Origin of the sequence: Streptomyces tibetensis (genome assembly GCF_007655005.1) — a bacterium.
Lineage (GTDB): Bacteria > Actinomycetota > Actinomycetes > Streptomycetales > Streptomycetaceae > Streptomyces > Streptomyces tibetensis.
In genome coordinates, this window is sequence record NZ_SZVW01000030.1 from 43,547 (window position 1) to 55,982 (window position 12,436).

Here is a 12,436-nt window from a genome sequence, read left to right on the forward strand (position 1 = left end):
CTCAGCTCACCGCCGCCGTCGCCTCGTCGCGGTACTGCCGCAGTTCCTGCCTGGCGATGGCCCGCTTGTGAACCTCGTCCGGACCGTCGGCCAGCCGCAACGTCCGCAGACCCGCGTACATCATCGCCAGGGGGAAGTCGTCGGTCACTCCCGCTCCCCCGTGCACCTGGATCGCACGGTCGACGATCTTCAACGCGATGTTGGGGGCGGCGACCTTGATGGCCGCGATCTCGGTGCGCGCTTCCTTGTTCCCGACCGTGTCCATCAGATACGCGGCCTTCAGCGTGAGCAGGCGGATCATCTCGATGTCGATACGGGCTTCCGCGATCCAGTCCTGGATGTTGGACCGTTCGGCAACCGGACTGCCGAAGGTCACCCGTGACTGTGCGCGTCGGCACATCAGTTCCAGCGCCCGCTCGGCCGCGCCGATGGCCCGCATGCAGTGGTGGATACGACCGGGCCCGAGCCGGGCCTGGCTGATCGCGAAACCCTCGCCCTCGCCCTTGAGCAGGTCCTTGGCCGGCACCCGGACGTTCTCGAAGATGATCTCGGCATGGCCCTCGCGATCCGCGTACCCGAACACCGGGAGGTTCCGGACCACCGTGACCCCGGGGGCGTCGATGGGGACGACCATCATCGACTGCTGGCGATGTGGGGCCGCCGTGGGATCGGTCTTGCCCATCACGATGAGCACCTTGCAGTTCCTGTGCATCGCGTTGGAGGCGAACCACTTGCGGCCGTTGAGCACGTACGCGTCGCCGTCGCGCTCCATCCGCAGTTCGATGTTGGTGGCGTCGGAGCTGGCGACACGCGGCTCGGTCATCGCGAAGGCCGAGGCCATCGTTCCGTCGAGCAGGGGCTTGAGGTACTTCTCCTTGTGCTCGTCGCTGCCGAACAGCGTGAGCACCTCCATGTTGCCGGTGTCGGGCGCGTTGCAGTTGCACGCCTCGGAGGCGATGTGGCTGCGGCCCATGATCTCCGCCAGCGGCGCGTACTCGAGATTCGTCAGACCCGGGCCCCACTCCGGGTGCGGGTGGAAAAGGTTCCACAGTCCACGCCTGCGCGCCTCCGCCTTGAGCTCCTCGAGAATCGGCGGGTGGAAGTGCGGGTCACCCGACGCGCTCATCTGCTCGTGGTACACCGCCTCGGCTGGGTAGACGTGCGCATCCATGAACTCGAGCAGATCCGCCCGGTATTTCTCGGCGCGGTCCGAGATCTCAAAGAGGGACATCAGAACTCCTGACGGGTAGGGAAGGAAAGTCGGGCGGGCGCTTGTCCAGGTGACTGGCCACGCCTTCCACGACGTCTGACCCGCGGAAGGCCTGGAACATGAGGCCTTCCGCCCGGGTCACGGAATCGGCGTAGGTGCCGTCCGCGTCGTTGCTCAGTTGGCTCTTGATGGTGGCCATGGACGCCGGGGAGCAGAGCCTCGCCAGATCCGCGGCGTACGCGACAGCGGCATCCACCACGCTGCCGGTGAGGACCAGGTGGTCGAGGAGTCCGACACGGAAAGCCTCCTCGGCGTCCACCATGCGGCTGGACAGCAACTGGTCCGCCGCCCGGCTGTGCCCCACCAGCCGGGGCACAGCCAGGAGATCCCGTACTCGGCGATCAGCCCGCGTCGCGCGAATGCCGTGGTGAACCGGGCCGAGGACGAGCCGAAGCGAACGTCGTGGTAGAGCGCCTCCACCATGCCCAGGCCGGCGGGCCGCCCCCGGTGACGACGGCGACTCTCTGTGCAACGTTCACGGCAACCCTCTCCGTTGACCGGCGTGCGATGCGTCCCACCTGTATAATTGAATCCGACGTCAAGTTCAATAACTCCGGGCACGGAACCACATGAAAAATGCCGCCCACCCCCAGGGGGATGAGCGGCTACGAGACAGGCGGATCAGCGGTGGCCGGGAAACCGTAGGGCGTTCGCCCAGAGCCGCGTCACCGTGGACACGAGCTCCTCGAAGTCCACCGGCGTACCTTCTTCCTGCCGTTCGCCGAGCACGAAGGCGTTGTAGGCCATGACGCTGACCATGCCCGACAGCGCACGGGAGGCCATCATCGGATCGACCTCCCGGTCCGCGACACCCCGCGCCTGCAGGTCGGCGATGCCACGGGCATTACGGCGGATGAACGCGTCGGCGCGCCGCGTGCGGAACTCACGGAACTCCGGCTCCACTTGGGCGACCTGCTCGAGCAGGCCCATCAACTTGGCGTTCCGCTTGTACGCCTCGAGGTACGCGCGATTGCTCGCCTCCAGCACCGCATGGGGATCGTCGGTGCCCTGCACCCGGCCCATTCCGGGGTGCATCATGTCCTCCTGCGCCTCCAGCAGGACGGCGGCAAGCACCTCTTCCTTGTTGGCGAAGTAGGTGTAGAAGGAACCCGCCGCGCACTGAGCCTCTTTGGTGATGTCGGTCAGGCGGGTGTCGAGGTAGCCGTCCCGCTCGAACACCTTCCGTGCGGCCTTCACCAGAGCGGCCCGTGTCCGCGCTCCACGCTTCGTCGTGGGGGGCTCACGAAGGTGCGAGAGGGGCGCCACGGGCGGTGCCTGCTCGCCGTCCGGCTCCTCGGGCGCAGTGGTCTCCATCCCGGGAACTGTACTTGAATCCGACACCACCATCACAAACCAGGGGAGCAGACGCTCAGCGCCGACGGGCGGCAACGTCGGCGGGCGCCATGTCACGGGTCAGGGCCGTACGGTCGACGGACCGCTTGAGGATCTTCCCGGTCGGGCCCTGTGGCAGCGCGTCGACGAACCGGACGATGCGCGGGATCTTGTAGGCGGACAGCCGCTCTCGTGCCCAGCTCGACACCTCGGCGGCATCGAGCTGCGAACCGGGCCGGGCCGCGATGAGCGCGGCGACCTCCTCGCCGTAGTGCTCGTCGGGAACGCCGATCACGGCTGCCTCGACGATGTCCGGATGCTCGTAGAGAACTTCCTCGACCTCGCCGGGGTAGACGTTGTAGCCGCCGCGGATGATCAGGTCCTTGATGCGGTCGACGATGCGAAGGTCGCCGTCCGTGTCCGTTTCACCGAGGTCGCCGGTCCGGAACCAGCCGTCGGACGAGAGCGCCGCGGCGGTGTCCGCGGTGCGGTTCCAGTAGCCGCGCATCACCGTGGGCCCCTTGATGTGGACCTCTCCCACCGTACCCGGCGGGCATTCACTGCCGTCGTCGTCACGCACCTGAACCTGCATCTGCGGCACTGCCCTGCCGGTGTACCCGGTCTTGCCGCCGCGGTCGAGGTCGTTGAAGGTGCCGAAGGCGGTGGTCTCGGTGAGTCCATACCCTTCGAGGATGGTGCAGCCGAAGCGGGCCTCGAAGGCCCGGGCGATCTCGCCGGGAAGCGATGCGCCGCCGGAGACGGCGACACGGAGCCCGGCGAAGTCCGCCGGGTCGGTGTCACCCGCCGCGTGCAGCAGCGCGTTCCACATGGTCGGCACACCGGCCATGATGGTGAGCCGGTCGCGGCGCAACATGTCCAGCATCGACGCCGGGTCGAATCGGGCCAGCAGCGACATCGAGCCGCCCACGGTCAGGGTCGCCATCATGACCGATGCCTGGCCGAACACATGGAACAGCGGGAGCCCGGTGCCGGTGCGGTCGGCGCTCGAGGCACGGCTGCACTCGGCGCCGATCTCCCCGGCGGACAACAGGTTCCCGACGGTGAGTTGGGCCCCCTTCGGCCGCCCGGTGGTTCCCGAGGTGTACAGGATGGCCGCGGTCTCGTCGCGGTCCCGGTCGACACCGCCGGCAGGGGCAGCGGCGACCTGCGCACCCGGGGACAGCACCCAAGAGGGCACCGAGAGCGCCGCGGCCGCCTCCGCGACGGCGGGGCCGAGGACGTGCCATGCGATCGCCAGTGAGCATCCGGCATCGCCGAGAACGTACTCGGCCTCAGCCCGGGTGGACATCGTGTTGACCGGAACCACGACACAGCCCGCGGCCTGAATCCCGAGGTAGGCCACCACGAACTCGGGCACCGACGGCGCCGCGAGCAGCACCCGGTCCCCCGGGGACAGACCCGCGGCTGCCAGGGCGCCCGCGTACCGCGTGCTCGCGTCCCGCAGCTGGAGATAGGTCCACTGATCCGTGGCACCGCGCAGTGCGATGTTGTCGGGAGTGGCGGCCGTGTGACGGCACACTGGATCGAAAACGCTGGGCATGGGCGGTGCCTTCCGGGATGTGAGCAGGTAAGGGTGCAAGTCGCACCCTCTTCGATGGGTTGATCTGGCCCCGCTTCGGCAACAAGTCCTCGGGCGGTGTGGCCGGATGACCGACCTCGCTGCGCCCGGTCGCTGGATCGTCAGGTGGTCATCCCGAAGTGTTCGGCGAGTTGGCGGCGGGTGTCGGCGGCGCTGATGTGCAGTACGCCCCCGATTCCGATCCGTGCCGCTCCGTCGAGGTTCTGCCGCAGATCGTCGATCATGACGGCCTCCTCGGGGTCGACGCCAAGGCGTTCGCACGCGATCGCGTAGATCCGGCGGGAGGGCTTGCGGATCCCGACCTCACCGGAGATGACGACCACATCCGCGACAGCATCGAGTTCGACGCCGTCGTAGGTTCCGGTACCGAACGAATTGGACACGAGCGCAACGGGACGGCCGGCTGCTCGGAGATCACCGAGCAGCGCGAGCATGTCCCGGTCGATCCACATTCCCGCCTGCATGCGGGCCGTGAGTCCCTCGGCCGCCACGTCGGCGCCGTGCGCACGGAGCCGTTCGGCGAATCCTCGCTCGAAGGCTTCGGCGTCGATACGGCCGCACTCGTGGTCGGCCAGGAGGGTGCGTGACGCCTCGTCCCGGCCGAGGAGGTCCAGCGGCAGGCGCGGGTCGCCGCCGAGCGAGGCGCCGAAGTCGGTGAAAGCCCGCAGCACACTGGACGTGATGACCCCGCCGAAGTCCACGAGGACCGCGGTTCGCGCCTTGTCCGTCACGCTCGACACCTCAGGCGACCTCGAACAGACCGGCCGCGCCCATTCCGCCGCCGATACACATCGAGATCACCACATACCGCACGCCCCGGCGCCTGCCCTCGATGAGGGCATGCCCCACCAGCCGGGCACCGGTCATTCCGTACGGGTGACCGACCGAGATGGCGCCGCCGTTGACGTTGAACCTCTCCGGGTCGATGCGCAGTTCGTCCCGGCAGTACAGCGCCTGGGAAGCGAACGCCTCGTTGAGTTCCCACAGGCCGATGTCGTCAATGGTGAGAGCGTGCTGCTTCAGCAGCTTCGGAATGGCGAACACCGGACCGATGCCCATCTCGTCCGGCCCACAACCGGCAACGGTCATACCCCGGTAGACGCCCAGCGGTTCCAGCCCGCGACGTTCGGCCTCCTTCGCCTCCATCAGCACCGACGCCGATGCCCCGTCCGACAACTGCGAGGAGTTGCCCGCCGTGACGCTGGATCGCGCGCTCACCTGACCGTCCGGCAGGACCGGCGCCAACCCGGCCAGGCCCTCGAGCGTCGTCGACGCGCGGTTGCCCTCGTCGCGGGTCAGGGTCACGGCCTCGTCCCGGACCTCCCCGGACTGCTTGTCCAGGACCTTCTTGACGCTGTCGAGCGCGACGATCTCCTTTTCGAACCGACCGGCCTCCTGCGCCGCCGCGGTGCGCTGCTGTGATATCAGCGCGAACTCGTCCTGACGCTCCCGGCTCACGCCATAGCGTTCGGCGACGATTTCCGCCGTGTGCAGCATGGGCATGTAGATGTCCGGCGCATGCTCGGCCAACCAGGGATCCGTCATGCGATGGGTGTTCATGTGGTCGTTCTGCACCAAGGAGATCGACTCGACACCGCCGCCGACAGCGACCTGCATTCCGTCCGCGACGATCTGCTTGGCGGCCGTCGCGATGGCCATCAGACCCGACGAGCACTGCCGGTCGATCGTCATCCCCGACACGACGTCCGGAAGTCCGGCACGCAGAGCGGCCTGACGCGCGACATTGAAACCCGAGGATCCCTGCTGCACGGCGCAGCCGAAGATCACGTCCTCGACCTCACCTCCCTCGAGCCCGGCCCGCTGCACCGCGTGCGAAAGGGCATGCCCGGCGAGCTCCTGCGCCTGGGTGTCGTTGAACGCGCCGCGGTAAGCCTTTCCGATCGGTGTGCGTGCCGTCGAAACGATGACTGCTTCCCTCATGTCGCCTCACTGCTTCCTGTTGGCCCGGTTCCGTCGTCCGCCGGTTATATTTGAATTCGGCGTCAGGTTCAACCACGCCCCAGCCCTTGACACTCCGCCCCCTCACCTGAAGGGTACCGACCAGTCGGTACGAAGAGGTGGGTCGTGACTCAGCTGAGCATCTCCACGGGTACGGGCGCGTTCGACGCGATCGCGGCGGGTCCGCCCGAGGGCCGCCCGGCGCTGCTGCTGCACGGCTTCCCGCAGACAGGGCTGGTGTGGCAGCGGCAGATCGAGGCGTTGGCCGCACACGGCTACCGGGTGGTGGCACCCGACCAGCGTGGGTACTCCCCCGGCGCCCGCCCCCAGCGGCCCGAGGACTATCGCATCAGCCTTCTCGTGGACGACGTGGTCGCGATCACCAAGGCACTGGGCTGGGCGGCGTTCGACCTCGTCGGCCATGACTGGGGAGGCGCGGTGGCCTGGTGGACCGCGCACGCCCACCCCGGCCGCGTGCGCACTCTGACGGTGATCTCGACTCCGCACCCCGGTGCTCTGGCCACCACCCTGCGCACCGACCAGGATCAGCGCAAACGCTCCCACTACATGATCGACTGGCGCGAAACACCGGCTACCGAGGAGCGCATGCTCGCCGACGATGCCAAGGAGCTTCGCGCCGCCTACGCCGGAAAGGTCCCGCAGGACAGCGTCGACGCCTACGTGTCGCGCCTGTCCCAGCCGGGCGCTCTCACAGCGGCGCTGAACTGGTACCGGGCCGGCCGTCCCGACGGCGCGATCGGCGTCATCGACGTGCCCACGCTGTACGTCTGGAGCACGGAGGACAGCGCGTTCGGCCCGGCAGCCGCTCAGGAGACCGAGCAATGGGTCAATGGGCCGTACCGGTTCGAGACGCTCCAGGGCGTCAGCCACTGGGTCCCCGAGGAGGCGCCCGAAACGCTGAGCCGCCTGCTGCTCCAACACCTGCAAGCGCACGGCGAGTAGTGAACCCGCAACGATTGTCCCGTTCGTCGACTCTCCGAAGAGGTGACCCGATGCAGACCGCCCGCGCGGCCTGGCGCCGTCTCGAGCCCGTTCACGGCATGATCTACTTCGTCCCCGAGGCAAGGCGACGGTACGCCGACCTCGGCCTGAGCGGTCGCGCCGGGTACTTCACCTCCAGGAGCGCCGCGTTCGGCCGGGCTTCCGCCGAGCTGATCATCTCGACCTTCTACAACTTCAACCCCGATGTCGTGCGACAGGCGGTCGACGGGGCCTGGGACGCGACGACGCCGGAGCAGGTGCTGGACGCACGGTACGCCGCGGCGGGCGAAGCCCTGCGGCGGGCGGGAATCCACGAGTTGCCGGCCTTGGACGAGGTCTGGGCGCTGACCCGCCGGGCCGCCGAGGCGGCCTGCGCGCACGCGCAGGGCCGCCCGCTGTTCGCCGCCCATGCCGCACTGCCCTGGCCGGAGGAGCCGGTACTGCAACTGTGGCATGCCCAGACACTGCTCCGGGAGTTCCGTGGAGACGGCCACGTCGCGTGCCTGCTGAGCGAGGGTGTCGGAGGCTTGGAGGCGCTGATTCTGCACGCCGCGACCGGTGAGGTCCCCGTCGACTTCCTCAAGGCGAGCCGTGCATGGCCCGAGGAGGAGTGGGCCGACACCCAGGAGCACCTGCGCGAGCGAGGTCTCCTGGACGGCGACTCCCTCAGCCCGGAAGGCGTACGCCTGCGCCGGCACATCGAGGACCGCACCGACCGCCTGGCCCTGCCCGCCTACGCCGCCCTGGGTGACGCCGGCTGTGAGCGTCTCGCCGAACTCGCGAGCCCCTTCGGCCATGCCGTCGTCGAAGCCGGCCTTCTCAAACTGGGCTGACCGGGCCCTTCCCTTCCAGCGGTCGACGGGCGGGCGGCAGGGCTTGAAGCGGCGGCTCCTTGTGCTCCAGCAGTTCCATGTGCTCCCGTCGGCTGATTCCCACTCCCCCTGAGTGATGACATGGATGCGCCCGGCGGTTGACGCCCCTGGGAGCAGTCGTGAACGAGGCTCGAACTCCGGAGCTCTGATGGGAAGTTCAGGTGGATCGGTGGGATCAAGGGTGGCCGTCACTGCGCTGGAGAGACCCGGCGCATCAGCCTCTGCGTTTCGGTAGGGAGTGATCAGCCGGGCTGATCGCGGCGAACCGTGGTTGTTGGCCGCTTGCCGTCGGGCGGGCATGGCTGAGGCCCGACGCTCGGGTCGGGTGCTCCAGTTCCTCGGGTCGTGGGTGGGCGGGGACGGTGCGCCGGTCAGGTCGCTGGCCGTGGCAGGGTGGGGAGGCGGGCGACCGCTCTGACGAACTCGTCTCGCCAGGGCCAGGTAGCGGAGATCCGCAGGTAAAGGCGGCGGCCGCCGCGGGTGATGCGGGCGGCTGCGTGCAGCAGCCGGTAGCGGAGCTTCTTCGGCTCGGAAGTGAAACGCGGAGGCTCATGCCGAGGTACACGTGATGGTGCGCGCCCCGGCGGGCTACGGCACCGAATCTGACGGCCGGCGGCACGTATCAGGTGGTCGAGGCAATTGCTCGGGTGACGGCCGTGATCGCCGGGGTGGGGCGGCCGGGGAGCCGCGCCACGAGAACCCGGCGGATCTCGGGAGGTGCGCCTTCGACGTGCAGCAGGCTCACCCCGGGCGGCAGCATCGGCGAGAGCCGCGAGGGCACCGTTGTCACCCCGAAGCCACCGGCGACCAGCTGAAGCTTCGTCAGCCAGTCGCGCGCGCAGTGGACGATGTCCGGCCGTCCGGGCAGGCCAGGCCAGACGCCGAGCAGCGGCTCGGCGTTCGACGCCGGGGCGGCAATCCACGGGGCGTCGATCAATTCGTCGACGTGCACCGCGGTGCGGCCGGCGAACTCTCCGGTCGAAGGCACCGCCACGACAAGTTCGGTGTCCATGACGGTCTCGACGTGCAGGCGCGGCGACTCGCCGTCCAAAGGCCGGTGGGGCGGGCGGGACGTCAGCACGGCAAGGTCGATCGAGCCCGCGCGCAGTGCCCGGACCAGGGAGGGCGTGGTGCCCTCGGTAGTCGTGACCGTGATCTGCGGGTCGGTCGCCGCGAGGCGGGTGAGTGAGAGAGGCAGGATGGCCGCGCCCGCGCTCAGGAACAGTCCGAGCCGCACCAGTTCGGTACGCGAGACGGTGCCGGTGAGGTCGCGCTCGGCCGCCGTCAGACAGTCCAGGATCGTGCGAGCGTGGCGCAACAGAGTCAGACCCGCGGGGGTGAGCCGCACTCCGTCAGGTCGGCGTTCGAACAGGGCGGCGCCCGCGCTTCGTTCGAGGGCGGCGGCCTGGCGTGAGACCGCCGACTGTGTGTAGCCGAGCCGGGTGGCTGCTGCGGTGAAGCTGCCGGACTCGGCGATCTGCCGCAGGACCCGTAGGCCTGTGCTGGAGATGTCCATGCGAGATACGCATACCACAGATGCTTGATCGTCGCTTCCCGCATGCCCGCCGGGTTCCTAGTGTCGATCCCGACGAACACGGACGAACACGGAGGTCATCAGGTGCGAGCAGCAGTTCTGACGCAGTTCGGTACCCCGCTCACGGTGCGGGAGGTTCCCGACCCCGAGGCCGGCGGCGGCGAGGTGGTGGTCGAGGTCCTCGCCGCCGGCGTGGCGCCCTACGCGGCTGAGGTCTTCAGCGGCGAGCGCAACTACCCCCTGGTCCCTCCCGTCGTGCCTGGCATCGGCGGCGTGGGACGGGTCGTCCACGTGGGCCCCGACGCCACCCGGCTGCGCCCCGGCGACCTGGTGTGGTGCGACCCGACGGTGCGCTCACGTGATGACGCCCTGACGCCCGACATCACGCTCCAGGGCTGGAGTTCCCGCAGCGAGGGCGGCGCGCGCCTCGCCCGGTACCTGCACGACGGGTCGTTCGCCGAGCTCATGCGGGTCCCGACGGAGAACGTCTTCCCGCTCCCCGCAGCGGCGGGGGACGACCCGGCCCGCTGGGCCGCGCTCGGCATGCACGTCATCCCTTACGGCGGGCTGCTGGCCGGCCGGCTCGCAGCCGGTGAGACGCTGCTCGTCAGCGGGGCCACCGGCAACCTCGGCAGCAGTGCGGTTGCGGTGGCGCTTGCCATGGGGGCGGGCCGCGTGGTCGCCCCAGGCCGCAACCAGGCCGCGCTCGACCTCCTCGCCGATCGGTTCGGTCCGCTCGTGCGCCCGGTTCCGCTCACCGGGGACGAGGCCGGCGACCGCGCGGCGATGTCCGCGGCGGCCGACGGCCCGATCGACATGGTGATCGACCTGCTACCGCCGAGCGCACCCAGCTCGGCAGCGCGCACGGCAGCCATGACCGTGCGCGAATACGGCCGCGTCGTTCTCATGGGCGGCGTCGGCATGCTCGGCGGCGACGACCTCGCCCTCCCGTACCCATGGATCATGCGCAACTCGATCACCGTGCGCGGCCAGTGGATGTACCCGCGTACAGCGAACGTCGGCATCATCCGGCTCCTCGCCTCGGGCACCCTGGACCTCGCCACCGAACGGGTCCGGTCGTTCGGCCTCGACGCCGTCAACGAGGCCGTCACGTACGCCGCCTCACATGGTGGCCCGTTCGACCGCACCACCCTCACCCCACCGGCTCGCTGACAAGACCGACTGATCCCCACATGTCAGCGCCACGTCCCCGCCCTCACGAGCGCAGGCCGCCATGCTGCTGCTGTTTCTCGCGAACAACCATGAGCCTCAAGATCACCAACTGCTGCCCGAACGGACGAAGATTCGCTGCTATTTGAAATGAACGAAGCCACTTGAGCCTGCTTCGTCCTCCGGACCTGCTCCCAGGACAGACACGCACAGGTCTGTTGGCCCTGATGCCGAATGTGGACGGAGTAGGGCGACATTCCCTGCATCCGTAGCCAGCTTCCGGACAAAATCCTTGCAGCTGGTCCTGGTCCGATGTGATCACTTCCGTCGGTGTCCATGCCCCTCGTGCTTTGCTTCTTCATTGGCGGAGGGGGGCATGCACCGTGCGACGGTGTGCTTCGCTGCGGGAGTCAGGGGGTGTGCGGTGAGCGGCGCGTCTCTGCCGTCACGTATCGGCCCGTTCCTCGTCGAGCGGCCGCTCGGCGCGGGCGGGATGGGGGAGGTGTACCTCGCCTACTCGGTCGCGGGGGAACCGGTCGCCGTGAAGGTGATCCGGCCCGACCGCACGGACCCGCACACCCGCGCCCGCTTCGAACGCGAGGCGACCATCGCGGCATCAAACCGCTGATCGCCCGACGCGGCGTCGCCCACGGTTCCGCGGCGAAGGTGCGTTGGGTAGTAGAGCGCGCCTTCGCCTGGCTGCATCAATTCAAGCGACTCCGCATCCGTTGCGAGCGACGCGCTGACCTCCATCAGGGCCTACTCGAACTCGCCTGCAGCATCATCTGCTTGCGACGAATCCGCACTTCATCCTGAAATGATCAGTAAGTGCCCGAAACAGGATGTGTGTCAGGTGCCAGGGCGAGCACGCCACGCATCCTGGAGCGCCGGCTGCACGTCTTCCCCGAGAACGAGGTGTGTCGTCCTGCCCGGCAGGGTGGGCAGCTCAGCCCAGTGAGTCACCGTGTCATGGTCGGCAAGACCGTAGGGCAGACGGACATATCCGTCCGAGTCGACGAAGCAGTCCCTGTGTTCCGTTCCGTCCTCACTGAAGTGCCGAGTCGTGAAGTACATCGGCCTTACCAGCCAGAACGCCTCCTCCACCGAGTTCTCGGACTCAGCGCTGTCAGCTGGGTACCGGCCCGTGATCGCCGCTGCCACCGGTACACCGTCCCGCGGCAGTCTTTCACGTGCGTCAATCCAGGTCGTCTGCGTGTTCAGATTCGCCATCCCTCTCCTCGGTTAAGCGTTCGGATGCCTGTTTTCTGCCTATGCGCCCGCACATCGGCAAGACCGTTGTAACCGCTCTCGGCATCCGGTAGGACTGCCCAGCGCTTGCGCAGGTTGCGTGAGCCGGGACGAACGCGGACCGAACACTCCCGACTGTCTGCCCTCCCTCTCGGATCGCCGCAGATCACCAGCCGACACCGCGACCTCATTTTGCAACGATCAGTAAGAACTCCGGCCAGGGCTTCGCCGCCGTGGTCTCGGCGGCTTGCAGCCAGGCGACATCCCGGGCGGTGGCTCTGGCCGAGCGCAGGCGCGCGAGTGCAGCCGAATCGATGCCGGCCAGCAGGCGCCAGGCGGTCGTGCCCGGTGCCACGCGGTCGCAGTGGACGCAGTGCGTCCGTGGAGGCGCTGGTCAGGCTGGTGACATTGGAGAGATCGGCCAGCAAGCGGGATCCGGCGTGGCCGAC

At 68.7% G+C, this 12,436-nt stretch carries 13 protein-coding genes and 2 pseudogenes; 5 read left to right on the forward strand and 10 right to left on the reverse strand.

What is annotated here, in order from left to right:
• Position 1: 1 nt before the first annotated feature.
• From FDO69_RS37680 to FDO69_RS37705, 6 genes are all read right to left on the reverse strand, one after another.
• The gene (locus tag FDO69_RS37680) at positions 2 to 1,231 is read right to left on the reverse strand and encodes an acyl-CoA dehydrogenase family protein (protein ID WP_104787886.1); all 1,230 of its coding nucleotides are present in this window, start codon (positions 1,229 to 1,231) and stop codon (positions 2 to 4) included.
• Positions 1,218 to 1,586, reverse strand: a complete 369-nt coding sequence (locus FDO69_RS37685; RefSeq protein WP_199838359.1) for an enoyl-CoA hydratase-related protein — start codon at positions 1,584 to 1,586, stop codon at positions 1,218 to 1,220. The genes FDO69_RS37680 and FDO69_RS37685 overlap by 14 nt, the downstream gene beginning before the upstream one ends.
• Positions 1,587 to 1,891: 305 nt before the next feature.
• On the reverse strand, positions 1,892 to 2,584 hold the full coding sequence (locus tag FDO69_RS37690) for a TetR/AcrR family transcriptional regulator (RefSeq protein WP_104787888.1): 693 nt from the start codon (positions 2,582 to 2,584) through the stop codon (positions 1,892 to 1,894).
• 55 nt (positions 2,585 to 2,639) lie between these two features.
• On the reverse strand, positions 2,640 to 4,163 hold the full coding sequence (locus FDO69_RS37695) for an AMP-binding protein (protein ID WP_104787891.1): 1,524 nt from the start codon (positions 4,161 to 4,163) through the stop codon (positions 2,640 to 2,642).
• Between the two features lie 140 nt (positions 4,164 to 4,303).
• Positions 4,304 to 4,933, reverse strand: coding sequence for an HAD family hydrolase (locus FDO69_RS37700; protein WP_104787963.1), 630 nt, complete (start codon positions 4,931 to 4,933; stop codon positions 4,304 to 4,306).
• A 10-nt stretch (positions 4,934 to 4,943) separates the two neighbouring features.
• Positions 4,944 to 6,143 (reverse strand): acetyl-CoA C-acyltransferase, encoded by a 1,200-nt coding sequence (locus FDO69_RS37705; protein WP_104787894.1) that lies wholly within the window; start codon positions 6,141 to 6,143, stop codon positions 4,944 to 4,946.
• Between the two features lie 153 nt (positions 6,144 to 6,296).
• On the opposite strand from FDO69_RS37705, the gene FDO69_RS37710 reads away from it, so the two are divergent.
• Together FDO69_RS37710 and FDO69_RS37715 are read left to right on the forward strand one after the other, a co-directional pair.
• Positions 6,297 to 7,124, forward strand: a complete 828-nt coding sequence (locus FDO69_RS37710) for an alpha/beta fold hydrolase (RefSeq protein WP_104787966.1) — start codon at positions 6,297 to 6,299, stop codon at positions 7,122 to 7,124.
• Positions 7,125 to 7,174: 50 nt separating this feature from the next.
• A complete protein-coding gene (locus FDO69_RS37715; protein ID WP_104787897.1) occupies positions 7,175 to 7,996 on the forward strand; it encodes an SCO6745 family protein in 822 nt (273 codons plus the stop codon).
• A 410-nt stretch (positions 7,997 to 8,406) separates the two neighbouring features.
• Here the strand turns inward: FDO69_RS37715 and FDO69_RS37720 are convergent.
• Both FDO69_RS37720 and FDO69_RS37725 read right to left on the reverse strand, forming a co-directional pair.
• A pseudogene (locus FDO69_RS37720) lies at positions 8,407 to 8,568 on the reverse strand (transposase); the annotation flags it as partial.
• A gap of 89 nt (positions 8,569 to 8,657) precedes the next feature.
• Positions 8,658 to 9,551: a LysR family transcriptional regulator gene (locus FDO69_RS37725; protein ID WP_104787899.1), complete on the reverse strand. Its 894-nt coding sequence runs from the start codon at positions 9,549 to 9,551 to the stop codon at positions 8,658 to 8,660.
• Between the two features lie 102 nt (positions 9,552 to 9,653).
• Here FDO69_RS37725 and FDO69_RS37730 point away from each other — a divergent pair, with 102 nt between their 5' ends.
• The 3 genes and pseudogenes from FDO69_RS37730 to FDO69_RS37740 all read left to right on the forward strand — a co-directional run.
• Positions 9,654 to 10,742 (forward strand): alcohol dehydrogenase catalytic domain-containing protein, encoded by a 1,089-nt coding sequence (locus FDO69_RS37730; RefSeq protein ID WP_167526767.1) that lies wholly within the window; start codon positions 9,654 to 9,656, stop codon positions 10,740 to 10,742.
• A gap of 421 nt (positions 10,743 to 11,163) precedes the next feature.
• The gene (locus tag FDO69_RS37735) at positions 11,164 to 11,367 is read left to right on the forward strand and encodes a protein kinase family protein (RefSeq protein WP_234388279.1); all 204 of its coding nucleotides are present in this window, start codon (positions 11,164 to 11,166) and stop codon (positions 11,365 to 11,367) included.
• Positions 11,316 to 11,555 (forward strand): annotated as a pseudogene (locus FDO69_RS37740) (transposase); the annotation flags it as partial. The gene FDO69_RS37735 and the pseudogene FDO69_RS37740, both read left to right, overlap by 52 nt.
• Positions 11,556 to 11,588: 33 nt before the next feature.
• Here FDO69_RS37740 and FDO69_RS37745 read toward each other — a convergent pair.
• The gene (locus FDO69_RS37745; protein WP_104787902.1) at positions 11,589 to 11,969 is read right to left on the reverse strand and encodes an AQJ64_40280 family protein; all 381 of its coding nucleotides are present in this window, start codon (positions 11,967 to 11,969) and stop codon (positions 11,589 to 11,591) included.
• Between the two features lie 205 nt (positions 11,970 to 12,174).
• Entirely contained in the window at positions 12,175 to 12,342 is a 168-nt protein-coding gene (locus tag FDO69_RS43180) for a hypothetical protein (protein WP_199838360.1), read from the reverse strand.
• Positions 12,343 to 12,436: the final 94 nt, after the last annotated feature.